The organism is Paraburkholderia sp. MM5496-R1, from assembly GCF_050436205.1.
Classification (GTDB): Bacteria; Pseudomonadota; Gammaproteobacteria; order Burkholderiales; family Burkholderiaceae; genus Paraburkholderia; species Paraburkholderia tuberum.
Window position 1 is genome coordinate 2,045,683 of record NZ_JBNDLT010000003.1, and the last position, 24,056, is coordinate 2,069,738.

The 24,056-nt window shown below is 63.8% G+C and carries 20 protein-coding genes and 2 pseudogenes; 15 read left to right on the top strand and 7 right to left on the bottom strand.

All coding sequences use genetic code 11. The features are described 5' to 3' along the window. Positions 1-3: 3 nt before the first annotated feature. Positions 4-468 (top strand): annotated as a pseudogene (locus OKW38_RS35615) (dihydrodipicolinate synthase family protein); the annotation flags it as partial. On the opposite strand, the gene OKW38_RS35620 reads toward OKW38_RS35615, so the two are convergent. Both OKW38_RS35620 and OKW38_RS35625 read right to left on the bottom strand, forming a co-directional pair. Continuing rightward, positions 461-2,545, bottom strand: coding sequence for a putative bifunctional diguanylate cyclase/phosphodiesterase (locus OKW38_RS35620; RefSeq protein WP_429365231.1), 2,085 nt, complete (start codon positions 2,543-2,545; stop codon positions 461-463). The pseudogene OKW38_RS35615 and the gene OKW38_RS35620 overlap by 8 nt on opposite strands. 150 nt (positions 2,546-2,695) lie before the next feature. Beyond that, on the bottom strand, positions 2,696-3,151 hold the full coding sequence (locus OKW38_RS35625; protein ID WP_090806430.1) for a rhodanese-like domain-containing protein: 456 nt from the start codon (positions 3,149-3,151) through the stop codon (positions 2,696-2,698). A 120-nt stretch (positions 3,152-3,271) separates the two neighbouring features. Here OKW38_RS35625 and ftrA point away from each other — a divergent pair, with 120 nt between their 5' ends. Beyond that, entirely contained in the window at positions 3,272-4,231 is a 960-nt protein-coding gene (gene ftrA, locus OKW38_RS35630; RefSeq protein ID WP_090806428.1) for a transcriptional regulator FtrA, read from the top strand. A 326-nt stretch (positions 4,232-4,557) separates the two neighbouring features. Further along, positions 4,558-5,775 (top strand): DUF2252 domain-containing protein, encoded by a 1,218-nt coding sequence (locus OKW38_RS35635; protein WP_184040351.1) that lies wholly within the window; start codon positions 4,558-4,560, stop codon positions 5,773-5,775. A gap of 184 nt (positions 5,776-5,959) precedes the next feature. Here OKW38_RS35635 and OKW38_RS35640 read toward each other — a convergent pair whose 3' ends face one another. From OKW38_RS35640 to OKW38_RS35655, 4 genes are all read right to left on the bottom strand, one after another. Continuing rightward, positions 5,960-7,438, bottom strand: a complete 1,479-nt coding sequence (locus tag OKW38_RS35640; protein WP_429365232.1) for a DASS family sodium-coupled anion symporter — start codon at positions 7,436-7,438, stop codon at positions 5,960-5,962. Positions 7,439-7,490: 52 nt separating this feature from the next. After that, the gene (locus OKW38_RS35645) at positions 7,491-8,438 is read right to left on the bottom strand and encodes a lactate/malate family dehydrogenase (protein ID WP_090806422.1); all 948 of its coding nucleotides are present in this window, start codon (positions 8,436-8,438) and stop codon (positions 7,491-7,493) included. Positions 8,439-8,541: 103 nt separating this feature from the next. Beyond that, positions 8,542-8,925: a nuclear transport factor 2 family protein gene (locus OKW38_RS35650; RefSeq protein WP_090810122.1), complete on the bottom strand. Its 384-nt coding sequence runs from the start codon at positions 8,923-8,925 to the stop codon at positions 8,542-8,544. 179 nt (positions 8,926-9,104) lie between these two features. Beyond that, positions 9,105-10,097 carry a helix-turn-helix domain-containing protein gene (locus OKW38_RS35655; protein ID WP_429365233.1) on the bottom strand — a complete coding sequence of 331 codons (993 nt, stop codon included), beginning with the start codon at positions 10,095-10,097 and terminating at the stop codon, positions 9,105-9,107. A gap of 95 nt (positions 10,098-10,192) precedes the next feature. Between OKW38_RS35655 and OKW38_RS35660 the strand changes: the two genes are divergently transcribed. Together OKW38_RS35660 and OKW38_RS35665 are read left to right on the top strand one after the other, a co-directional pair. Next, positions 10,193-11,437 carry a DUF1479 domain-containing protein gene (locus OKW38_RS35660; protein WP_429365234.1) on the top strand — a complete coding sequence of 415 codons (1,245 nt, stop codon included), beginning with the start codon at positions 10,193-10,195 and terminating at the stop codon, positions 11,435-11,437. Between the two features lie 82 nt (positions 11,438-11,519). Beyond that, positions 11,520-11,675 carry a hypothetical protein gene (locus OKW38_RS35665; protein WP_167368690.1) on the top strand — a complete coding sequence of 52 codons (156 nt, stop codon included), beginning with the start codon at positions 11,520-11,522 and terminating at the stop codon, positions 11,673-11,675. A 141-nt stretch (positions 11,676-11,816) separates the two neighbouring features. Here OKW38_RS35665 and OKW38_RS35670 read toward each other — a convergent pair whose 3' ends face one another. After that, positions 11,817-12,203 (bottom strand): ester cyclase, encoded by a 387-nt coding sequence (locus tag OKW38_RS35670; protein ID WP_429365235.1) that lies wholly within the window; start codon positions 12,201-12,203, stop codon positions 11,817-11,819. A gap of 319 nt (positions 12,204-12,522) precedes the next feature. Between OKW38_RS35670 and OKW38_RS35675 the strand changes: the two genes are divergently transcribed. The 10 genes and pseudogenes from OKW38_RS35675 to OKW38_RS35720 all read left to right on the top strand — a co-directional run bounded on the left by OKW38_RS35675 (position 12,523) and on the right by OKW38_RS35720 (position 24,051). Further along, positions 12,523-13,941: a GH1 family beta-glucosidase gene (locus tag OKW38_RS35675; protein WP_429365236.1), complete on the top strand. Its 1,419-nt coding sequence runs from the start codon at positions 12,523-12,525 to the stop codon at positions 13,939-13,941. Positions 13,942-14,035: 94 nt separating this feature from the next. Continuing rightward, positions 14,036-15,274: an ABC transporter substrate-binding protein gene (locus tag OKW38_RS35680; protein WP_429365237.1), complete on the top strand. Its 1,239-nt coding sequence runs from the start codon at positions 14,036-14,038 to the stop codon at positions 15,272-15,274. 8 nt (positions 15,275-15,282) lie between these two features. Then, the gene (locus tag OKW38_RS35685; protein ID WP_429365238.1) at positions 15,283-16,239 is read left to right on the top strand and encodes a carbohydrate ABC transporter permease; all 957 of its coding nucleotides are present in this window, start codon (positions 15,283-15,285) and stop codon (positions 16,237-16,239) included. Continuing rightward, positions 16,236-17,153, top strand: coding sequence for a carbohydrate ABC transporter permease (locus OKW38_RS35690; protein ID WP_090806412.1), 918 nt, complete (start codon positions 16,236-16,238; stop codon positions 17,151-17,153). Before OKW38_RS35685 ends, OKW38_RS35690 begins: the two co-directional genes overlap by 4 nt. A gap of 3 nt (positions 17,154-17,156) precedes the next feature. Beyond that, a complete protein-coding gene (locus OKW38_RS35695; RefSeq protein ID WP_429365239.1) occupies positions 17,157-18,317 on the top strand; it encodes an ABC transporter ATP-binding protein in 1,161 nt (386 codons plus the stop codon). Positions 18,318-18,362: 45 nt separating this feature from the next. Then, positions 18,363-19,415, top strand: a complete 1,053-nt coding sequence (locus tag OKW38_RS35700) for a LacI family DNA-binding transcriptional regulator (RefSeq protein WP_090806408.1) — start codon at positions 18,363-18,365, stop codon at positions 19,413-19,415. 530 nt (positions 19,416-19,945) lie between these two features. Next, positions 19,946-21,658 carry a SulP family inorganic anion transporter gene (locus tag OKW38_RS35705; protein WP_429334116.1) on the top strand — a complete coding sequence of 571 codons (1,713 nt, stop codon included), beginning with the start codon at positions 19,946-19,948 and terminating at the stop codon, positions 21,656-21,658. 155 nt (positions 21,659-21,813) lie between these two features. Beyond that, positions 21,814-21,969 (top strand): hypothetical protein, encoded by a 156-nt coding sequence (locus OKW38_RS35710; protein ID WP_429365240.1) that lies wholly within the window; start codon positions 21,814-21,816, stop codon positions 21,967-21,969. Between the two features lie 179 nt (positions 21,970-22,148). Beyond that, positions 22,149-23,766, top strand: a pseudogene (locus OKW38_RS35715) (methyl-accepting chemotaxis protein). A 120-nt stretch (positions 23,767-23,886) separates the two neighbouring features. Then, the gene (locus OKW38_RS35720; protein ID WP_090810116.1) at positions 23,887-24,051 is read left to right on the top strand and encodes an FmdB family zinc ribbon protein; all 165 of its coding nucleotides are present in this window, start codon (positions 23,887-23,889) and stop codon (positions 24,049-24,051) included. Positions 24,052-24,056 lie beyond the last annotated feature (5 nt).

The following is a 24,056-nucleotide window of genomic DNA, read 5'->3' on the forward strand; positions in this document are numbered from 1 at the left end:
CGTCGGCCCTCGCAGGACGGCATCGTCGCGCATTTCAGCGCGCTCGCGGACGCGAGCGTGCATCCGCGAATTCAGGCGATCAAGGATTGCGCCGGTTCGCTCGACACGACGCTCGCGCTGATTCGCGACGGCCGTCTGCAAGTGCTCGCGGGCAACGACCTCGAGCTCTTCTCGACGGTGTGCGCGGGTGGAAGCGGGGCGATCGCGGCGTCGGCGCATTGGCGGCCCGAGCGTTTCGTCGCGCTTTATCGCGCGTTGACGCAGGGCAAGCTCGACGAAGGACGACGCATTTTTCACGCGCTCGTGCCGCAGATCCAACTCGCGTTCGCGGAACCGAATCCCGCGCCGGTGAAGGCGCTGCTCGCGGCGAGGGGATGGGTGCGCAACGAATTGCGTTTGCCGATGACGCGTGCGAGCGAGGCGTTGACCGAACGGCTCGCGGCGTTGGGGGAGACGCTGCTCAGATAGAGACGCCGCTTGCGGCCATCGTTCTGCCGCGGAGCATTGCGCCGAAGTCGTCGGCGTTGATCGGCTTGCCGAGCAGGTAGCCCTGCACTTCGTCGCACATCATCGAGCACAGCTTGTCGAGCTGCGATCGGGTTTCGACGCCCTCGGCGACCACGTCCATTTCGAGCGAGTGCGCGAGCGCGATGATCGCCGACACGATTGCGCTGCCCGCGGCGCCGTTCGCGTCGAGACCGTTGATGAAGAAGCGATCGATCTTCAACTGCTTCACCTGGAAGCGCTGCAGATACGCGAGGCTCGAATAGCCGGTGCCGAAGTCGTCGATCGAGATGTCGAAGCCGCTCGCCTGAAACGCGCGGATTACTTCGACGGTGCGCGCGGCATCCTGCATCGCTACGGTCTCGGTGATCTCGAACATGATCTGCTCGCACGCGACGTCCTCGCTCCTGACGATGTCGAGGATCGTCTCGACGAGGTCCGGTTGCAACAGCTGACGCGGCGACAGGTTGATCGCCACCTTCATCGCCGGCAGGCCCTGTTCGATCCAGCCGCGAATGCGCCGGCAGGTTTCACGCACGACCCAGTAGCCGATCTGCACGATCTGCCCGGAGCGCTCGGCGACCGGGATGAACTCGGCCGGCATCAGCGCGCCCATCTCCGGATCGTGCAGGCGGATCAGCGCCTCGGCGCCCGCGAGCGCGTCGCCGCCGCGCTGAAACTTCGGCTGGAACAGCAGCGAGAAACGATCATTCGCGAAGGCGTCGTGCAGCACTTGCTGGATCCGCAGCGTGCGCGTGGCGGCCTCGTTCATGCTGCGCTCGAAGAAGCGGTAGGTGCCGCGGCCGGCGCGCTTCGCTTCGTACATCGCGGCGTCCGCGTGCTGGAGCAGCGTCTCGACGCTGTCGCCATCGCGCGGATAGAGCGCAATGCCGATGCTCGGCATCACCTGCAGCGGTTGTTCGTCGCTCCACGTGCCCTGGCGCATCCGGTGAAGCACGCCGTCGGCGAGCGCGGCCGCGTCGTCGCCGCACGTAAGATGTTCCGTGAGCACGACGAATTCGTCGCCGCCGAGCCGCGCGACGGTGTCGCTCGAACGCACGCATTGCTGCAGGCGTTGCGCGAATGCGGACAGCACCGCGTCGCCAGCCGAGTGACCGAGCGAATCGTTGATCGTCTTGAAGCCGTCGAGATCCATGAACAGCACCGCGAACGACGTACGCTGGCGGCGCGCGCCGCTGATCGCGCGTTCGATCCGCTCGGTCAGCGTCGCGCGGTTCGGCAGGCCCGTCAGCGCGTCGAGCGTCGCGAGCCGCACGATCTGGCCGTTCAGCCGCGACACCGCGCCGAGCAGGAAGGTGGTGCGCACGTCGAAGCGCGACAGCATCAGCGTGACGATCAGCACCGCGAACGTGAGCAGGACCACCGAGGTGGCGAGCCATTGCGCATTCATGTCGTTGGCCGCGCCACAGATCGCGCCCGGCGCGAAGTCGGCGGCGGCCATGCCGGTGTAGTGCATGCCGCTGATCGCGACGCCCATCACCAGCGCCGCGGCGAGACGTTTGCGTGCGATATGGCGCTCGTCTTCGTTGCTGAGCGCGCGCGCCATCCACAGCGCGGCGCTCGACGCGCCGATCGCGATCGCGATCGAGGTCGCGAACCATGCCGGCTGGTAGTGGATCGCGGGCGCCATGCGCAGCGCCGCCATCCCGGTGTAATGCATGCCGGCGATAGCGATCCCCATCGCCACGCCGCCCATCAGCAGCCGGACCGGCGTCAGGCGCTGCTGGGTCGTCAGCGAGAGCGCCAGATACGAAGCGCCGATCGCGAGGGCCAGCGAGCAGGCGGTCGTCGCCGGGTCGTAGCCGAGCGGGATAGGCAGCGAGAACGCGAGCATCGCGACGAAGTGCATCGACCAGATGCCGACACCGAGCGCGAACGCGCCGCCGAGCCGCCATGCATGCCGCCGGCGCGTCGAGCCGAGCAGGAAGATGCGGCCCGTCAGATCGAGCGCGGTGTACGACGCGAGGGTCGCGACCGCGAACGAAATCGCGACGAGCCAGAAATTATATGAACTCTGCATATTGGGTCCGCCGGGAGGAGTCCGGCTGGACATGTTATCGGCACTTTTCGAACTTTGTTCAACTTATTTGCGATTTGCGAACAGAAGCAAAACCGGCGCGCGGACGGCAGCGGATGCCGCGCTGGAACGCGTGTCGGATTGCGAGTCACGCTATGCATCGGAGCGTGGATCGGACGGCGGATCGGCGTCCTCGCGGCTCAGCGGGAAGCCTTCGTCCAGCCAGCCGGTGACGCCGCCCGCCATCAGCTTGACGGGCCGCCCCAACTGGGCGAGCCGCAGTGCGCCGCGCGCCGCGCCGTTGCAGTGCGGGCCCGCGCAGTAGGTGACGAACAGCGTGTCCGGCGCATAAGCCGCGAGCTTCGACGTGACGATCTTGCCGTGCGGCAGATTCAGTGCGCCCGGCACGTGGCCCTGCGCGAACAGCGCGGGACTGCGCACGTCGAGCAGCACGAAGCCGGGCGCTCCACTCGCGAGCGCGGCGTGGACGTCGGTGCAATCGGTTTCGAAGCGCAGCGACGCCTGGAAGTGCGCGAGCGCGGCGGCGCTGTCGGCGGCGGGGATCGCGGTGACGGCGTTCGGGACGGTGGTGAGGTTGTCGTGAGTCATGGCAAACAGGGGTGAGTTGATCGGGTGGTGGGGCGCGCGCGTTTCAGGCACGGTCGATTGTGACGAGCGGCGGGTCGCCCGGTAAGTGGCGTGATCGTCAATCTTCGGTAACATTGCGCCATGCACAATCATCTCGTCGTCGCGCTGGCCTACGACCGGCTTTGCACCTTCGAATTCGGCTGCGTGACCGAACTGTTCGCACTCGAGCGTCCCGAACTCGGCGTGCCGTGGTATCGCTTCGCGGTCTGTGCGAGCGAGCCCGGTCCGATCCGCGCGGCGGGCGGCATCACGCTGGCCGCGCCCTACACGCTGAAGCTGCTCGCGAGCGCCGACACGATCGTGATTCCGGGTTGGCGCGATGCCGACGAGGTGCCGCCGGCCGCGCTGCTGCGCAAGCTTCGCGCGGCTTACGAGCGCGGCGCGCGGCTCTGCTCGATCTGCTCGGGCGTGTTCGTGCTCGCGGCGGCCGGCGTGCTCGACGGCAAGACCGTGACGACCCACTGGCGCTACGCGGACAAGTTGCAGCAGCGCTATCCGCAACTGCGTGTGCAGCCCGACGCGCTGTATGTCGATGAAGGGCAGGTGATCACGTCGGCGGGATCGGCGGCCGGGCTCGACATGCTGCTGCATCTGGTGCGGCGAGATCATGGCGGCGCGGTCGCGAATCGCGTCGCGCAACGGCTCGTGGTGCCGCCGCATCGCGAGGGTGGCCAGGCGCAGTTCGTGCCGCGCCCGATGCCGCCCGACGAAAGCGGACGTATCGCGAAGCTGATGGACTGGGTGCGCAGCCATGCGGCCGAGCCGCATACGCTGCGCTCGCTCGCCGGGCGCGCGGCGATGAGCCCGCGCACGCTGCAACGGCAGTTCCGCGACGCGACCGGCATGGCGCCTTATGAATGGCTCGTCAGGGAGCGCGTCGCGCTTGCGCGAGAGTTGCTCGAAGCCGCGACGCCGCTGCCGATGGCGCGCGTCGCCGAGCTGGCGGGGTTCGGGTCGGAGGAGTCGTTGCGGCGGCATTTTCGCCGGATCGCGTTGACGAGTCCGGGGGCGTATCGGCGCAGGTTCGGTGGGGAGGGGTGAGTCCAGCAGGTCGTAAGCACAATGGATGCGACACATTGATGACATTGGACATGTATTCGAACCACCATAGCTCGTTCGTCAGCAACAGGAGCGCGGTCGCGTTGAACGCCAACAACGGCGCATAGAACTCGAAGTTCGAGCCTGTCGAGCGCGCCCCCTGGCGATACCCGTAGGCAAGCAGCCCACCAATCGCCACTGCCGCGACAAGCAACGACAGCCACCTCACTGCATCCGGGTTGAACGCGCATTGAATTCGCGGCACGCTCCGAGGTCACAGCAGCAGGCATGGAGCTCACGTCGAGCTTGCCCATTCAACGGAATCCGCTATGTCCGATATCGCAAAGATCATCGCCAACTTCAACGCCGGGCGAGACCCCGAACGACTCGCGATGAAATACAAAGCCATGCGCGGCTCGCCGTTCGTGTTTCTGCGCGGCACCTGCCATCTGTTCTATGCGCGTCTGCCGCGCGCGAACGTACTCGACGACGCGCCGCACGTGTGGATCTGCGGCGACATGCACCTCGAAAATTTCGGCAGCTACAAGGGCGACAATCGCCTCGTCTACTTCGACAACAACGACTTCGACGAAGCCTGTCTCGCGCCGGTTCCGTACGAGCTCGTGCGTCTGTTGACGAGCGTGCTGGTCGGCGCGGCCAACCTGAAGCTGAGCCGCGCTGAAGCGCTCGCGCTGTGCCACACCGCGCTCGATGCCTATGGCGCCGCGCTCGCGTACGGCAAGTCGCGCTGGATCGAAGCGGAGACCGCGACCGGCATGGTGCGCGATCTGTTCGTCGCGCTCGCGAGCCGCACGCGCGCCGCGCATCTGGACCGTCGCACGGTGCTCAAGGGCAAAACGCGCATGCTGAAGGTCGACGGCAAGAAAGCGCTGCCCGTCAGCGATGAACGGCGTGCCGCGGTCGCGCAGTTCATGCAGCAGTTCGCGGTGACGGAGCCGAATCCCGAGTTCTACCGCACGCTCGATGTCGCGCGCCGCATTGCGGGGACGGGCAGCCTCGGTGTCGATCGCTATGTGATTCTGGTCGAGGGCAAGGGCTCGCCCGATGGCAACTACCTGATCGATTTGAAAGAGGCGCTGCCGTCATCGGTGAGTGCGCACGTGACGGCGACGCAGCCGAAGTGGCAGACCGAGGCACAGCGTGTCGTCGAAGTGCAGCGGCGCAATCAGGCGGTCTCGCAGGCCTTTTTGCACGCGGTGGAATTCAACCAGCGCTCCTATGTGCTGCGGAGTTTGCAGCCATCGGAAGATCGCGTCGCGCTTGCCGACTGGGACGGCAAGCTGCCGCGGCTCGAGGCAGTGATCAACAGCATGGCCGAGTTGAGCGCGTGGGCGCATCTGCGCAGCGGAGGGCGGCAGAAGTCGGCGATCGCGGACGATCTGATCGCGTTTGGCAGTCGGCGCGATTGGCAACTGCCGTTGATCGATCTTGCGACGCAGTGTGAGGCGCAGGTCGCGGCGGACTGGAAGGCTTATTGCGAAGCTTATGATCGGGGAACCTTCGAGACTGGCGGCACGGGCAACTGAAGCGTTGCATTGGAGGGCCGGCGCGGGCGTCAGGGCTGCGGACGGCGTCGCGGTGATCGGCGGCGATCGATGACGACCGGGGAAGTTGCGCGGGCCATGACCACTCGCGATTGACGAAGCGGGAAGCGGAGCAGGATCACGTGTGCGCGGGCCGTACGAGCCGCGCGGCGAAAGTCGCGTTGTCTCATACGTGCCCCAGCACCTTCCACCAAAGCGGCCCAACGACCAGCCAGGCCACCATGTAAAACAGGCTCATCAAAAATCCCGCCTTCCACCATTCGCCCTGGGTCACGTAGCCCGCGCCGAACATGACGGGACCGGAGCCGATGCCATATTGCGTCAGGCAGCCGTTCACATTGCTCAGAATCCCGAGCGAGACTGCGGCGACGAAGGGCGGGATACCGGCGGCGACCATCAGAGCCATGGAGAGCGGAAACAGCGCGCTGATATGCGCGGTGGCGCTGGCGAAAAAGTAGTGAATGTAAACGTAGATCGCCGCCACCATCATATAGACCGCCAGCATCGGAAAGCCCGCGAGATGCGCGCCGAATTCCTTGCCGAACCAGCTCACCATGCCATATTCGTTGAGCTTGGAGGCCAGCATGATGAGCAGGCCGATCCAGATCATCGTGTCCCAGGCGGACTTCTCGTTCAGCGCGTCCTGCCAGGTCAGCACGCCGCTGATGAACAGCAACGAAACGCCGATCGCCGCCGCGAGCGTCGCGCCGACGCCGAGATCGTCGCCGAACACCCACAGCACCAGCAAGCCGACGAAGATGCACGCCATGATGATTTCTTTGACCGAGATGGGCCCCATCGTCGTGAGCTCTCGTTGCGCGAGGTCGGTGGCATCGGGGGTGCGTCTGACCTGCGGCGGGGCGATCCACAGCATGGCGATCGGAATCACGGCGAGGCACAGCAGACCGGGGATCGACGCCGCCACCGCCCAGTCGAGCCAGCTGATCGACACGCCCTGGTCCGCGGCCAGCCTGACCGCCAGCGGATTGCCCGCCATTGCCGTGATGAACATGCCCGCCGTGATGATGTTCGCGTGGAAGGCGCAGAGAATCAGGTAGCGTCCCACTTTCACGCGTGATTCCGGATCGTCGGCGTGACTGCCCAGCACTTCGGAAATGGCTCGCGTGATCGGCAACATCACGCCGCCCGCGCGCGCGGTGATGCTCGGCATCGCGGGGGAGATCACGAGTTCGGTCAACACGAGCCCGTAGCCGAGCCCCGTCGTTCGCTTTCCCAGCAATCGCATGAACAGAAGCGCGATCCGGCGGCCAAGGCCGGTCTTGATCACGCCGCGTGAAATGAAAAACGCGAGCATCACGAGCCATACGAGGTCGGTGCCGGTGGATTTGGTGACGTCGGCAAACGACAGAACGCCGACGAGCACGCCAATGGTCGAGCCGATGATGGCAACCACCGACATCGGCAGCGGGGCGGTCATGATGCCGGCAATGGTCGCGACGAACACGGCGAACATATGCCACGCCTTCGGCTGGAGGCCGGCGGGCGCGGGCAGAAACCACAGCGCGACGCCGACCGCGATCGGTACCAGATATTTCCAGACGCCGGCCGGCAGTCCGACCGAGGGCTTCGGCGTGGCGGGAGGCGAGCTGGTGGGCCGTGAAACCTTGGCAGGTGTAGGAGCCATGATGGACCTCGTGCCGGCGTGGTTGGGTATTTTCGGAGTGCGCGGGAAAGCGTCACCGCACGTGGAGCACGCTTTCCGTCGCGTCCTTGACGATGCGCGCGCTACCGAGCAAGGTCTCGCGCTCGATAGGGTCGAGTTCCGGATAGGCGATCAACCGCGCGCCCGCGCCATTGACGACCATTGGCAGCGACACGCACACGTCCGGTACGCCTTCCACTTCGGGCTGGACGATGCCAACCGTGAGAATCAGATCGGTGTCGTGCACGATGGCCTCGCAGATCCTTCCTATCGCGCTGGCGATGCCGTAATGGGTGGCGCCTTTGCCTTCCTTGATGAGCTTCGCCGCCTCGTGGACGGAGCGCAGGATCAGATCCCTGCTGGCGGGGCCCAGCTCCTTGCCGTTGCGCGTCAGGAAGGTTTCGAGGGGCATGCCGCAGACCGTTGCGGCGGACCACTGGATCACGGCCGATTCGCCGTGCTCGCCGAGCACATAGGCGTGAATCGCGGAGGCCACCACGCCGAGCCGCTCGGACAGCAGGGAGCGCAGCCGCCCGGTATCGAGCGAGGTTCCCGTGCTGATGACGCGCTCGCGCTCGCAACGCAATTGGTCGTAAACGGCGCCGGTCAGCACGTCGCATGGGTTGGTCGCGATCAGATAGATGGCGTCGGGCGCGAGCGGCGCGATCCGCCCGACGATTTCGGTCGCGATGTCCGCATTGGTTCTGGCAAGGTGCAGGCGAGTCTCGCCGGGTTTGACGCCGGCGCCGGCCGTGATCACGACGATGTCGGCGTCACGCGCGTCTTCGTAGTCCCCTGCGCGAAAACGGCTGTGCCCCCAGAATGCCGCGGCGTGGGCGAGATCGAGAACCTGTCCCTCAGCGCGCACCCGCGCGACATCGATGATGACGACTTTCGCGCTCGGAATGGCCAACGCCACGAACAGGGCTGCCGATCCCCCGACCAGCCCCGCGCCGACGATAACGATCTTGGCCTGCCGCATAGCGAACCTCGTCAAGTTCGGGCTTCAGCCCCCTCGAAGCATAGTCGCATGCGCGCGTTTGCCATCAATCGGACCTTGGTCCTACACGGCGGCGGCGCGTTTTTCACGCGGTCCGCTCAACCCATTGACTCCGCCAATCCGGGGCCTCGAACGGATCAGCAAAATACTGCGTCTCGTGGACGACCTTGCCTTCGCGGAACTCCATCACGCTGACCGTGTAAGCGATGCGCCCCTGATAGTTGATCGTGTACTCGGTGATCCACAGATTGCCCTCGCCTTGAATTCGCCTGATCGCGAAACCCGATGGCTTGCCGGGATGATGGCCGCGCAGAGCCTGCAAATTGGTTCGTCCATGAATTCGCTCGCCTGATTGGGGATAGTCGCAGATCGCATCGTCGGCGTAGATAGCGTGTTCGGCGTCGAGATCGCCGTCCGCCGACGCTCGCCAGTGTGCGTTCAAGGCTTCACGTATCGCTTGTTCGTTCATGGAGTGCCTCCAGAGTCGGGTGTTGCAGTCGACCAGCCGCGCGTTGCCGTCGCGTTGAAATTTCGCCGCCAGCGCATAGTCTGCGCCATAAATCCCTGGCCCCACCCTTGCTGCAAGTACTCCCCCGGACGTGCAAAAAATGTCTGGCGCCTGCAGGGATTGCTCGCCGAGTAGTCCGGTCATTCGGACTGCCGGCCGGCACGCGCGGGCCGAGACATCCGCTTGCCGTCTCCTTTGTTGCGAAGTCTCTGCAGAGAAGGCGAGCGCTCGGTGAGCATTGGCGACATCTGTTGCTCCGCCCGCCGCGCGCCCGCGAACTGCTGCCTGAATTCAACCGGCGTCAGGTCCTTGGCGGCTTTGAATTGCCGGTTGAAATTCGCGACGTTCGCGAATCCGGAGCGCGTCGCAATGACGGAAATCGGCGCTTGCGTATCGGTCAACATCCGGCATGCGTGGCCGATTCGTACGCGCGTCACGTAGCGCCCGACGCTCTCGCCAAAGTGCTGCGTGAAATGCCGCGTCAACGAGCGCTCAGAAAGCCCCGACGCCTTGGCCAGCGCGGAAAGCCGAAGCGGATGCGCGAACTGTGTTTCGATCAACGCGAGCACGCGATTGATCTGATCGGATTCGTGGCCAGTCGGCGTGCCGGTTCGCGCGTCGAATGCGCTTGGGGACGCGAGCGGCGTGGCGGGGAGCGCCGACAGCAGATCCAGTACATCGAGCGCCGCCTGCAAGCGTTCGCGCGGTTTGTCGGACAGCAGGCGGTCGAGGTGTTCGCGCATGCGTGTGCCGGCACCGTCTTCGAACACGAGGCCGCAGGCCGCTCTGCGCAACAGGTCGCAAAGTCCGTTGTATTCGGGGCAGACATCGGCGAGTCGTCGCACCCACGCGCCGTCGAACCATACGACGATCGCGACCTGCGGGTGCGCCGCGTCGATCGAACGGTTCGAGGCCCAAGTGTGCGGCAGATTCGGGGGCACCAGCACCAGATCGTCCGCGCCGTAGGTCGCGACGGAGTCTCCGATGTACCGCTTGCCCTGACTGTTCATCGTCAGCGTCAGCTCGTACTCGGGATGGTTGTGCCATTCGAAAGGGATGCGGGGCAGCCGGCGGTGGTAAACCCTGACCGAACAGTCCCGGCCAAAATCCACATGTTCAAAAGCGGCTTTCATGTCCGAAATCGTCAAATCTTTGACCGGATAGTATCACGCAGGCGGCGATCGTTCGCGTACGCTTCAAGCATCAGAAACCACATGGAGACGATGCCATGGCCTTGCAAATCGACGACCTGCCGGCAGCCATCCGTCAAGCGAAGCGCCAACTGCGCGCGATGCTGCCGAACTACCGCGACGTGTTCGCCGACGTCGAAGCGGCGATGACGAAGGAGGCGGAGCGAATCGCGACGCTGCGTGAGCGCGGCGAGCCGGTCATTCCGGAAATCCAGTTCGCCGACATCGTGGCGAACCGGGTCACCGACGAGCAGATCGCGCTCGTCAAAGCGCGCGGCGCCTGTGTGATCCGCAAGGTGTTCGACCGGTCGCTCGTCGAGCAATGGGATCAGGACATCGCCGACTACGTCGAGCGCAACGACCTCGACGCAAAGCTGCAGAATCGCGCGGAAGACAAGTACTTTGGGCAGCTCGCCTCGAGCAAGCCGCAAATCTACGGTGTGTACTGGTCGAAACCGCAGGTGCTCGCGCGGCAATCGACCGAGCTCACGCAGGCCCGCGTGTTCCTGAACCGGCTGTGGCGCACCGAAAGCGAAGGGCGCGTGCATTTCGATCCGAACCATGTGCCGGTGTATGCGGACCGCCTGCGCCGTCGGCCGCCCGGCTCGGAATCGCTCGGGTTGTCTGCGCATTGCGACGGCGGTTCGGTGGAGCGCTGGATCGAGCCGAACTTCCGCAAGGTCTATCGCCATGTGTTCTCGGGCCACTGGCGCGACTACGATCCGTTCGACGCCGCGTGGCGAACCGAAGTCGAGGAGATCGCATCGCCGGCCGTCTGCTCGATGTTCCGCACGTTTCAAGGCTGGACCGCGCTGACGCCGCAGGGTCCCGGCGACGGCACGCTGCAGTTGGTGCCGATGGCGAACTCGATGGTCTATATCCTGTTGCGCGCGCTTCAGGATGATGTCGCCGAAGACGATCTGTGCGGAGCGCTGCCGGGGCGCGCGCTGTCGATCAAGTCCGACTATCACGCGCCGCTGTTTCATGCGCTGTCGTCGATTCCGCTGATGCAGGCGGGCGACACCGTGTTCTGGCATAGCGACGTCATTCACGCGGTCGAGGACGCGCATCGCGGCAACGGCTATAGCAACGTGATGTATATCGCTTCGCTGCCGGGCTGCGCGAAGAACGATGCGTATCTGAAGCGGCAACTGCCGGGCTTTCTCGAAGGCAGGAGCCCGCCGGATTTTCCGGCCGATCATTTCGAAGTCGATTTCGTCGGCCGCGCCACGCCAGACGATCTCACCGAGCTTGGCCGTGCGCAAATGGGCTTCGACTTGTGACCGGAACGGGCATGGCCGCGTCTGGATCGGGAGCGGAACTTGCTGCGTCTTCAGCATGGCAACGACCTAAGGAGGACCGGCCATGGCAACCACACCGAACAAGGACGAAAACCCGATCCGCCCGGATCAGTCCGACGTCGTGCAGACGGATCTGCCCGACCTCGGTCCATCGCAGGATCCGGATGAGCCGCCGCTCGATCCCGACATCGACCCCGATCGCGAGGACGACAAGCCATAGACGAGCGCATTCGCCCGATAAAAAGAATCGAAGTGAAATGCGGGCGGAGCGCGCGGCGCGACTGGTCGACACCGAGGGACCCGAGAACGCGGTGCGCTGATGCCAAAGAGAAACGTTTGAGCGCGGCGTGTCCCTGAGCCGCTACAACTGACTCTCGATCGCGGCTTTATCGATGACCGACCAGACTTGCCGGATCTTGCCGTTACCAAACTCGTAGAAGACGTTCTCGGAAAACTCCACCCGTTTTCCTTGCACGGGAAGCCCAAGTAACGTGCCGATGGGTGTGCAGTCAAAATGCAATCGGCTTGCGATATGTGGCGGCTCGCAAACCAGCATCTGAATCTCGAAGTGCAGGTCGGGAATGTCGCGGAAGTCTCTTTCCAGCATCTCGCGATAGCCCGACAAACCGATTCGTTGGCCGTTGTACTTCACGTCTTCGCCAACGAAGTCTCGCAGCTTTGACCAGTCCTGCGTGTTCAGGCAGGCGATATAGCCGCGGTAGAGTTCCGACAGATTGAATTCGCTCATCGCAATCGTCTTCCATGCTTCAGTGGATAAGCCGATTGTCGGCGATCCGAGACTTTGCGTTGCACGGCTGCCAGGGATTTTCGTCGGAAGCCGTAACTATCCGTTGCAGTGAACACCCCCGATGCGCGCCGCATCACCCTCGCACGCATGCCAGAAACCCCTCCAGACAAACCCGGATTGCTGCGCCGATTTCCCCGCTGCTATCGTTCGCTGGACAGTGTGGAAGCGCTTCCACTTAAGCGTTCACAGCAAGTTCGAACGCCAGCGCCTCGAGCTCCACCACACCCGGTTCAACGACCTCATCGGCAGGAGAGAATCCGTGGTAAACGACGCATCCGCAGTCATCGACGCCGCCCGTCCAACCGCTCACGGCGACCCGCATTCCGATCCATTCACACCGCCCGCCGATTCGTCGCTGTGGCGCCAGGATTTCCTGCTCGGCGCGGCCACCGCGTCGTATCAGATCGAAGGCGCGGTCAACGAAGACGGCCGCCTGCCGTCGATCTGGGACACGTTCTCGGCCACACCGGGCAAGGTATTGGCCGGCGACACCGGCGCCGTCGCGTGCGATCACTATCATCGCTGGGAACAGGACGTCGACCTGCTCGCGGGCCTCGGCCTCGAAGCGTACCGGCTGTCGACCGCATGGCCGCGTGTGATGGACGAAAACGGCACGCCGAACCGCAAGGGGCTCGACTTCTACAAGCGCCTGCTCGGACGGCTCAAAGAGAAGAACATCACGACTTTCGTCACGCTTTATCACTGGGATCTGCCTCAGCATCTCGAGGATCGCGGCGGCTGGCTCAATCGCGAAACCGCGTACCGTTTCGTCGATTACGCGGATCTGATGAGCCGCGAGCTGCACGGCCTCGTCGATGCGTGGGCGACGCTCAACGAGCCGTGGTGTTCGGCGTACCTCGGCTACGGCAACGGCCATCACGCGCCGGGACTCTCGAACCTGCGCTTCGCCGCGCAGGCCATGCATCATCTGCTGCTCGCGCACGGTCTCGCGATTCCGGTGCTGCGCGCGAACGATCCGCGCTCGCACAAGGGCATCGTCGCGAATGTCGGGCGCGGCACGCCGAATAGCGACAGCGCCGCCGACCGTCGCGCGGCCGAGCAGTTCGAAGTTCAGCACAACGCGTGGATTCTCGATCCGCTGTTCAAGGGCGAGTATCCGCAAGACCTGTTCGAGTTGTGGCCGGGCAGCGAGCCGCTCGTGCTCGAAGGCGACATGCAGACGATCAATACGCCGCTCGATTTTCTCGGCATCAACTATTATTTCCGCACCAACGTGGCGAGCGATGGTGGGCACGGTTTCAAGGAGGTGCCGCTCGAGGGTGTCGAGCGCACGCAGATGGGCTGGGAGGTTTACCCTGACGGTCTTCGCGATCTGTTGACCGGTTTCAGGGATACCTATGCCAATCTGCCGCCGATCTACATCACCGAGAACGGCATGGCATCGGACGACAAGGTGATCGACGGCCGCGTCGAGGACACGCAGCGCATCTCGTTCCTGAAGCGCCATCTCGCCGCGGTCGATCAGGCGATCAAGGCGGGCGTCGACGTGCGCGGCTATTTCCTGTGGTCGCTGATGGACAACTTCGAGTGGGCTTTCGGCTATGAGCGGCGCTTCGGCATCGTGCACGTCGACTACCAAACGCAGAAGCGTACGGTCAAGCGCAGCGCGGAGCTGGTGTCGAAATTCCTCGAAGATCGCAACGCGCAAGCGCAATAAACACAATTAAAACGACGCAGCAACGATGTAAAGCCGGGTGGAGCTGATTGGTATTTCGACTTGACACACGGGCACTCAGCCTGGAGGAGACGGAATGAACAGCAACAGAATGGTCTTGCGAGGCGTAGTTGCGGCACTGGCGCTGTATGGCGTCGTCGCGCATGCGGAACCGCTCAAGGCTAACGTGATTCACTGGTGGACCTCGGGCGGCGAGTCGGCCGCGATTCGGCAGTTTGCCGTCGCGTACGACAAGGCCGGCGGCCAATGGGTCGACAACGCAGTCGCCGGCGGAGATCAGGCGCGTGCCACCGCGATCAACCGGATCGTCGGCGGCGATCCACCCACCGCCGCCCAGTTCAATACGTCGAAGCAGTTTCACGATCTGATCGACCAGGGACTCCTGAATAACGTCGACGACGTCGCCGCGAAAGAAAACTGGAACGGCATTTTCCCGCAGTCGATTCTCGACAGTATCCGCGTGAAGGGCCATTTCTACGCGGCGCCGGTCGACATTCATATGCCCGCGTGGTTCTTCTACTCGAAGCCGGTGTTCCAGAAAGCGGGCATCGCGAGCGAGCCCAAAAGCTACGACGAATTCATCGCCGATCTCGGCAAGCTGAAGAGCGCGGGCGTGATTCCGCTCGCGTTCGGCGGCCAGCCGTGGCAGGAGAAGATCACGTTCGACGCGGTGCTCGCTGATGTGGGCGGCCCCGACCTGTATATGAAGGTCTATCGCGATCACGATCAGAACGCGGTGAACTCCGATGCGTTCAAGAAGGTGCTCCTGTCGTTCAAGCGGCTGCACGATTTCGTCGATCCGGGCTCGCCTGGCCGCAACTGGAACGACGCGACCGCGCTCGTGACTTCGGGCAAGGCCGGCGTTCAGATCATGGGCGACTGGGCGAAGGGCGAGTTCGTCGCGGCGAATCAAACGGCGGGCAAGGACTTCGGCTGCTTCCCGGGCTTCGGTCCGCGTTCGCCGTATCTGGTCGCGGGCGACGTCTTCGTGTTCCCGAAGACCGACAGCGCGTCGGCGATCAAGGCGCAGAATCTGCTCGCCACGGTGATGACCTCGCCGTCCGCGCAGGTCGCGTTCAGCGCGAAGAAGGGCTCGATTCCGATCCGGTCTGACGTCGACGCAAGCAGCCTCGACGTCTGCGCCAAGGAGGGCATCGCGATCATGAAGGACAAGTCGCGCCAGTTGCCGAATCCGGAAATGCTGCTGTCGCCCGATATGCAGGGTGCGCTGACTGACGTCGTGACGAACTTCTGGAACAAGAACGAGTCCGTCGACGACGCGCAGAAAGCGTTCGCCAGCGCGTTGAAGGGCTAGGCCTCGCCGTGCACGCGCTCAAGCTGCCAGCCGGGGGTCCGAAACCACAAGGCAAGTCGCACCCCAAACCGCGAAACAAACCGCTGAACCGGCGGTTTTCGATCGCGGTCTGGCTGGCCTTGCTGCCGATGCTCCTGACCGTCGTGTTCACGTACCTGGGCACGATGGTCTGGACCGCGCGCGTGTCGCTCAGCAATTCGCACACGTTTCCGTCGCACGACTTCGTGGGCTTCACGCAGTACGTGCGGCTCTTTCACAACGACCGCTGGTTGACATCGCTGCAGAACATCGTGATCTATGGCGCGTGTTTCATCATCGCGTGCATGGTGATCGGCTTGCTGCTGGCGATCTTTATCGATCAGCGCGTGGTCGCGGAAGGCGCGTTGCGCACGGTGTTTCTGTATCCGTACGCGATGTCGTTCGTCGCGACCGGGCTCGTGTGGCAATGGATCCTGAATCCCGCGCTCGGTGCGCAGCAGGTGCTGCGCAACCTCGGCTTCGCGCATGCGCGCTTCGACTGGATCGTCGATCAGGACTGGGTCATCTACACGATCGTGATCGCGACCGTGTGGCAAGCTTCGGGCCTCGTGATGGCGCTGTTGCTCGCGGGCCTGCGCGGCATCGACGAAGAGTTGTGGAAAGCCGCGCGCGTCGACGGCATTCCACGCTGGCGCGTGTACGCGAGCATCGTGGTGCCGATGCTCGGACCGTCGATCTCGACCGCGTTCGTGCTGCTGTTCGTGATGGTCGTGAAGCTGTACGACGCGGTCGTCGCGATGACGCAGGGCGGCCCCGGCACCGCGAGCGAAGTGCCGGCCAAATTCATCATGGACTATCTGTTCGGGCGCGCGAACATCGGCCTTGCGTCGGCTGCATCGATCGTGCTGCTCGCGACGGTGCTCGCGGTTCTCGCGCCGTTCTTCTATGCACGCAGCCGTGCGGCGCTGCGCGGGGAGAGAGGATGAACACGCTCGATTCCACGCTCAAAGGCGGCATGCCGCATCGCGCGCGCACGCGGCCCCGCCGCTCGGCGTTCTCGCCGGCGCGCCTGGGCATCTACGCGTTTCTGCTCACCGCGGCGGTGTTCTTTCTGCTGCCGCTCTACGTGATGCTGGTCACGTCGGTCAAACCGATGAGCGAGATCCGCCTCGGCAATCTGCTCGGCTTGCCGATGCATTTCACGCTCGACGCGTGGAGCGCCGCATGGCAGTCGGCCTGCACCGGGCTCGATTGCAACGGCATTCGCGTCGGCTTCTGGAACTCGGTGCGTATCGTCGTGCCTAGCACGGTGCTGTCGATCATGGTCGGCGCGGTGAACGGCTACGCGCTGTCGTTCTGGCGGCCGCGCGGCGCGGGTCTGCTGTTCGGCGTGCTGCTCGTCGGCGCGTTCATTCCAGTGCAGGTAATGATCTATCCGCTCGTGCGCGTGCTCGCGAGCGTGCATCTGTTCAGCTCGCTGCCGGGCATCGTGCTGATCCATACGATGTTCGGCATGCCGGTCATGACGCTGCTGTTCCGCAACTACTACGCGTCGATTCCGCAGGAGCTGTTCAAGGCCGCGCGCATCGACGGCGGCAGCTTCTGGCGCATCTTCTTTCAACTGATGCTGCCGATGTCGACGCCGATCATCGTCGTTGCGCTGATCATGCAGGTCACGAACATCTGGAACGACTTCATTCTGGGCCTCGTGTTCGCTGGCACGAAGAATCTACCGATGACGGTGCAGTTGAACAACATCATCAACACGACGACCGGCGAGCGGCTCTACAACGTCAATATGGCGGCGACGATCCTGACGTCGCTGGTGCCGCTCGCGGTTTATTTCATTTCGGGCCGCTGGTTCGTGCGCGGCATTGCGTCGGGCGCCGTCAAGGGGTAGGGCATGGCAAACATGGCTAATACGATCGATGCGGCCGGCGTGCCGGGTGCAAGCGCTGACGTTGACTCCGACGCCGCGGCGCTCACGCATCCCGCCAATGTGGCGGTCCGCAATCTGACGATTCGCCTCGGTTCGAGCACGGTGATCGAGAACCTCGATCTCGACGTGCTCGCCGGCGAGTTCGTCGTGCTGCTGGGGCCGTCGGGTTGCGGCAAGTCCACGCTGCTGCACAGCATCGCGGGATTGATCGATGTCAGCGACGGCAGCATCGAGATCGCCGGCGAAGACATGACGTGGGCCGATCCGAAGGATCGCCGCATCGCGCTGGTGTTCCAGTCGTACGCGTTGTATCCGACCATGAGCGTCGAGCGCAACCTGTCGTTCGCGCTGCGCATCAACGGCACGCCGAAGGCGGAAATCGCGCGGCGTGTCGCCCGCGCGTCGGAGATGCTGCAACTGGGGCCGCTGCTCGAGCGCAAGCCGTCGCAGTTGTCGGGCGGACAGCGGCAGCGCGTCGCGATCGGCCGCGCGATCGTGCGCGAGGCCGACGTGTTCCTGTTCGACGAGCCGCTGTCGAACCTCGACGCGAAGCTGCGCACCGAACTGCGCCGCGAACTGAAGCAGCTGCATCACAGCCTGGGCGCAACGATGATCTACGTGACGCACGACCAGGTCGAGGCGATGACGCTCGCGACGCGCATGGCCGTGATGCGCGGCGGCGTGATCCAGCAGTTCGGCACGCCGGCCGAGGTCTATGCGCGGCCGAACAATCTGTTCGTGGCGACCTTCCTCGGCTCGCCGGCGATGAATCTGCTGAGGGGCACGCTCGAGACGCGCGACGGCGCGCTTCACTTTTGCACTGCGCAGGTGCGGATCGACGTCTCGGCGTACGCGTTCAAGGGGGCGCCCTCGCAGGGCGTGCGCTGCGTGCTCGGCGTGCGCGCCGAAGACGTGCATATCACGGAAGGCGCCAGCGAGCGCGCGAAAGTTTCGCTGATGGAGACGATGGGCAACCACCGCGTGATTTGGCTCGACTATCATGGCGAACAGATCGCGTCGATCGATCAGACCAAAGCGCCGATTGCGGAGGGTAACACCGTGGCGTTCTCGTTCGACGCCGCGCATGTCTCGCTATTCGACGAAGCGAGCGGCGCGCGCTTATAACGCCGCGGCGCGTCACGCGCGAAGCGGCTCGTCGAGACAGGCTTGATGGAGAACCGCGTGGCAACACTCAAGGACGTCGCGGAACTGGCCGGCGTGGGCATGTCGACCGCCTCACGAGCCATTTCCGGCAAGGGACCGATTTCCGCCGATGCCGCGGCGCGCGTGAAGGCGGCGATCGAGGCGCTGAATTTCCGCCCGTCGTCGATCGGCCGGGCGATGGCGACGCAGCAGCTCGGCATCATCGGCATCTTCGTGCCGACTTTTTTCGGTTCCTACTACGGCACGATCCTGAAGCAGACCGACACCGAGCTGCGCGCGGTGGGGCGCCATGTCGTGGTCGCGACCGGTTGCGGCGAGGTGTCGCCGCGCGAGCAGGCGATCGAGGCAGTGCGCTTTTTGATCGGCCGCGATTGCGATGGCGTGGTCGTGATCAGCCACGATCTGCACGACGAAGACCTGATCATGCTGCATGGCATGCATCCGAAGATGGTGTTCCTGAATCGCGCGTTCGAGCAGTTGCCCGAGGCGTCGTTCAGCGCGGATCATCGGCGCGGCGGCGAACTCGCGGCGCGCACGCTGCTCGATCACGGGCATCGCGACATCGCGGTGATTTCCGGGCCCGCTACCGCATCGGACAACGTGATGCGGATCGACGGCTTTTTCGCCGAACTCGCGCGAGCCGGCATTGCGCGCGACGACGTCACGCTGATCGAATCCGACTTTTCGCCCGAAGGCGGCTATGCGGCCGCGCAGAAGCTGCTCGAGACGCAGCGGCGCGTGACCGGCCTGTTCTGCGCGAACGACACGATGGCGGTCAGCGTGCTCGCGCGCTTTCACCAGGCGGGCATTTCGGTGCCGCACGACATCTCCGTGATCAGCTACGACGACGACTACTCGGCCGCCTACGCGGCGCCCGGGCTCACGTCGGTGCATATTCCAACCGGGGAACTTACGCAAAACGCGGTGCGCTGGCTCATCAACCAGTGTTACGGCACCAACTGGGAGATCTTGCGCGAGTTTCCGCTCAGCGTGACGATGCGCGAATCGGTCGGGCCAGCGCCGATGCCGAAGAAAAATACGCGCGGCGCAAAGCGGTAGAAGGGTTTGGCTAATCGTGGCGGTGTGATGCCTGGCGCGCGGACGCGCGCCGTGGCGGCCTATTCGCGTTTTCACTTACGCATCGACGATCTTTTTAAGGCTCCCGTAATCCTGCGCAATAGTGCTTTGCGGTTTTCCCTCATTAAACTTACTTCAAATTTCTTTACAATTCCCGGTAACAAGTTGTTACGGGGTGAGTGTGATGCTGGTCATCTTTCTGATCGCCTGTCCGATCTGCATTGCTGCGCTGTTCGGTTTCGCGCGCCATGTGGACCCGCAGACAGGGCAATTCAAACGGTAGATCTTCTTCGCGCGTTTTTTTCCGCGGCTGCGCCGTGGAGATTTTCGCTTTGCGATTAACGTCCGTTAGTTTGTTGTGCGCTTGAAAGGAGCAATCGTTTGCGTTCTTTCGGTTTGCTTTCTCGTTTTCGTTTTCGTCAATAGCCCGTTCTCCTTTTCATAAGTCTTGCCTTGGCGCGCCGGTTCGCGGCACGATGCGCGATTACTTTCGTTTTAGGTCAGCATCGCGTATGCAAGATTCTCTGCAAAAAATGGCGGCGCGTGCCGGCGTGCTGAAGGGCGTTCTTCCTTTGAGCCGGATTGCGGCGGCGCGCGATGCGCTGGCCGGTGTGCAGCTTGCGTCGATGGATATTCCGCAGGTCCTCGGCTATGCGCGCATTGCCGGCATGCCGGCCGTCACCGGGCTCTACACGGTGTTCCTGCCGCTCGTCGCGTTCGCGTTCTTCGGTGCTTCGCGGCATCTGGTCGTCGCCGCCGATTCGGCCACCGCGACGATCTTCGCGAGTCGTCTTTCGACGATGGCGCCCGCGTCGAGCGCCGAGTATGCGGCGCTCGCGGCGATGGTCGCGTTGCTGACGGCCGCGTTGCTGTTCGTCGCGCGCATCTTCAAGCTCGGCTTTCTCGCCGATTTCCTGTCGCGTACGGTGCTGGTCGGCTTTCTTGCGGGCGTCGGCGTGCAGGTCGGCATCGCGATGCTCGGCGACATGCTCGGCGTGCCCGGACATGCGGCGAGCAGCGTGAAACAACTGCTGCTCGTCGTGAGCGACGCCGCGCAGATCAATCGGCCGACACTGGCGATCTCGCTGCTCGTGGTGACCGCGATTCTCGTCTGCAAACGTTTCTGGCCGCGCCTGCCGGTGCCGTTGGTCGCGGTCGTCGCGGGCATTGCCGCGAGCGATGTGTTCGGATTCGCCGCGCACGGCATCTCCATCCTCGGACCGGTGGAGGGCGGATTGCCGCCGCTGCGGATTGCGTCGGTGACGTGGCAGCAGATGCTCGATCTCGTGCCGGTCGCGGCGTCGTGCTTCGTGATGATCGTCGCGCAAAGCGCCGCGGCGAGCCGGGTGTTCGCCGACCGCTATCACGAGCCGATCGATACCAACGCAGACCTGCTCGGCATCGCGGCCGCCAACGCGGCGGCGGCGTTTTCCGGCGCGTTCGTCGTCAACGGCAGCCTGACCCAGACCGCGATGGCCGATCGCGCCGGCACGCGCAGCCAGTTCGCGCAGCTCGTGTTCGCGGCGGTCGTGGTGGTCGTGCTGCTGTTTTTCAGCCGCTATCTGCAGTATCTGCCGCACTGCATTCTCGCGAGCATCGTGTTTACGATCGCGGTCGGCCTGATCGATCTGCAGTCGCTCTTTTCGATTCGTCGCGAAAGTCCCGGCGAATTCGCGCTGGCTTTGTTCACGGCGGCGGCGGTCGTGCTGATCGGCGTCGAGCACGGCATTCTGGTCGCCGTCGCGTTGTCGTTGCTGCGTCACGTGCGACACAGCTACCGCCCCCACACGATGATGCTCGCGCCCAACGGCGACGGCATGTGGGTGCCGGTGCCGGCGGTGCCCGGCGTGGAGACCGCGCCGGGGTTGATCGTGTATCGTTTCGGCGCCGATCTGTTCTACGCGAACGATCATTTTTTCGTCGACGATACGCGCCGCCTGATCGATCACGCACCGAACGCCGTGCGCTGGTTCGTCGTCGATGCGAGCGCGATTACGGATGTCGATTATTCGGCGGCGCGCTCGGTGGGCGAGTTGTGTTCGGCGCTCAAGCGCAATGGGATCGAGGTGGTCTTTGCGCGGGTGAATCGCTATTTGCGCTCGGATATGGATCGGCATGGAATCACGCCGATCGTCGAGGAGCGCTGTATTTTCGGCACGCTGCATGAGGCGCTGAGCATGGCGGGAGTGGAGAATCCGCATGAGCGGGTTAAGGGGGCGCCATAACGGGCCGCCCTGGCTTCGCACTGAGGCGGCGCATGCCGCGAACACCGCCTCGGAAGGGCAAATTGCTAGCAAACGTTGTCTGCGCCTCTTTTGTTGTCGCTTGCCTCAATTATTCTGACGTTCCGCTTCGACTGGCAGATATCGATTACAGGAACATGAACGGCTTCGATTCGACCATCGAAACATATCTGTCCAGCATACACTTCGGTCATTTCGCGACTGCAATGCTGGCCTTCAGTTTGTGTGTCGAACTCGTCACGCAGTTCGAAGAACTGCGTGCTGTGGCGAGCGGAGTGTTCAAACATCTATGATCCGCGCGGAGCGCCACGGCGCATGCCGATATTCTTGAGGTTCGCCTGGCGCCGCCTTTCAGTGAGCTGAGATTAGCGAGCACACTCTATTGCCATCTCATGCAATATTCTGTCTAATGAATTCAGAATAAAACGTCCGATTTATTCGGCTCGCTGACTTAGTCGACGGGGTTCACTTCATGTACTCTCTGCTGCCGCTCAAGGCCCAGGTGCGCCGTCACGCGCGAACGCTCGCCGGGTATTTTCCAGCTCCATTTTCACGCGACGAATCAAGCAGTGTCGACATCCTCGGTGTCATGACCCCCGGGCTGCTGAACGGGAACACCCTGCTGAACCTCAACTACGGCGAAGTGGACCACTTCACCGGCAAGGACCCGCGCGACGGGCACGTTATTCGTCGCAATTGGCGACGACTTCGTGCGCGTCGCCACTTCGGTCAAAAGGCAAACCGGCGAGCGGGCCGTGGGCACGGTACTCGACCGCTCGCATCCCGGCTATCGGATGCTGCGCGGCGGGCAACCCTACACCGGTTACGCGACGCTATTCGGCAAGCAATACATGACACGGTACGAGCCGATCCGGGACAGTTCTGGCGAGGTAATCGGCGCGCTGTATGTCGGCCTCGACGTCAGTGAGGTGTGGAACCTGTCGATCGGAGCCAGACTCGCGCTGCTTACCCTGGCCGCCAATACCGTACTTCTGCTGGCCTATGGTCGGCTGCTGGAGGCCGTGATCCCCCCCGACCGATCGAGCCCGGGAGCGGCGTTGCCCGCTTTCCTGCAAACCGGGGTGATCGGCTTCGGGCTACTCGGCGCGCTGCTGGTCAGCGCGCTGGTCTTCGTGACGACCCGGCGCGGTCTCGGCATGCAACTGCTCGAAGCGAAGGCCGCCGCCGAAAAACTCGCGGCCGGCGATTTGACCGCGCAAGTTCATGTCAGCCGGCGCGACGAACTGGGCCAGTTGATGCAGGCAATGAACGGCATCAGTGTCGGTTTGGCCTCGGTAGTCGGCAACGTCCGACGTGCCTCGGATATGATCGCGCTGGGCGCGCGCGAAATTGCGGCCGGCAACGCGGAGCTTTCGTCCCGCACCGAGGCGCAGGCTGGCTCGCTCGAGGAAACCGCGTCGACGATGGAACAATTGACGGCGATGGTCCGCGCCAATGCCGAACGCGCTTCGGACGCCAACCAACACATCGCCTCGGCCTCCGATCTCGCGGTCAAAGGCGGCACCGTGGTGGGGCATGTGGTGACCACCATGTCGTTGATCCGCGGCAGTTCACACAAGATCGTCGACATCATTAGCATGATCGACTCAATTGCCTTTCAGACCAATATCCTGGCTTTGAACGCGGCCGTCGAGGCAGCCCGCGCCGGCGACCAGGGACGCGGCTTTGCGGTCGTCGCCGCCGAGGTGCGCAGCCTGGCCCAACGCAGCGCCACGGCCGCCAAGGAAATCAAGGCGCTGATCACCGACTCGGTCGGCAACGTCAATGCAGGCGGCGAACTGGTCGACCAGGCTGGCCGGGACATGACCGAAATCGTCACGGCTGTCGATAGTGTGGTCACTTTGATGGGTGAGATTACCCACGCGAGCAACGAGCAAAGTACCGGCATCGGCGAAGTCAACCGCGCGATCGGGCAGATGGACGAGATGACCCAGCAGAACGTTGCCCTGGTGGAGCAGGTGGCAGCCGCGGCAGCCAGCATGCAAGAACAGGCGTCCACATTGGAAGATGCCGTGCAGGTATTTCGGCTGGTAGGCGACGGGCAAACTGACATTCGCCCCATACGATGAGCGCTGCGCGCGAGGTGCACGCAGGCGTTTCTCGCACTTTCCTGCACTAGAATGGTTATTGCCGACGTCGTAGACGTATCTGGTCAGCCCGACGTGCGGGATTCTCGTTGGAGGAATGCCATGCCGACTTACCGGTACAGGTGTGAGAAGTGCGGTGAGATGTTCGAACATGCCGAGCATCTTGCTGAACATGAAAACGCTCATCCGGCTTGCCCAAAGTGCGGAAGCGAGAAGGTTCTGCACACACCCACGCTATTTGTGCCGAAAACCTCCAGAAAGAGCTGAAACCT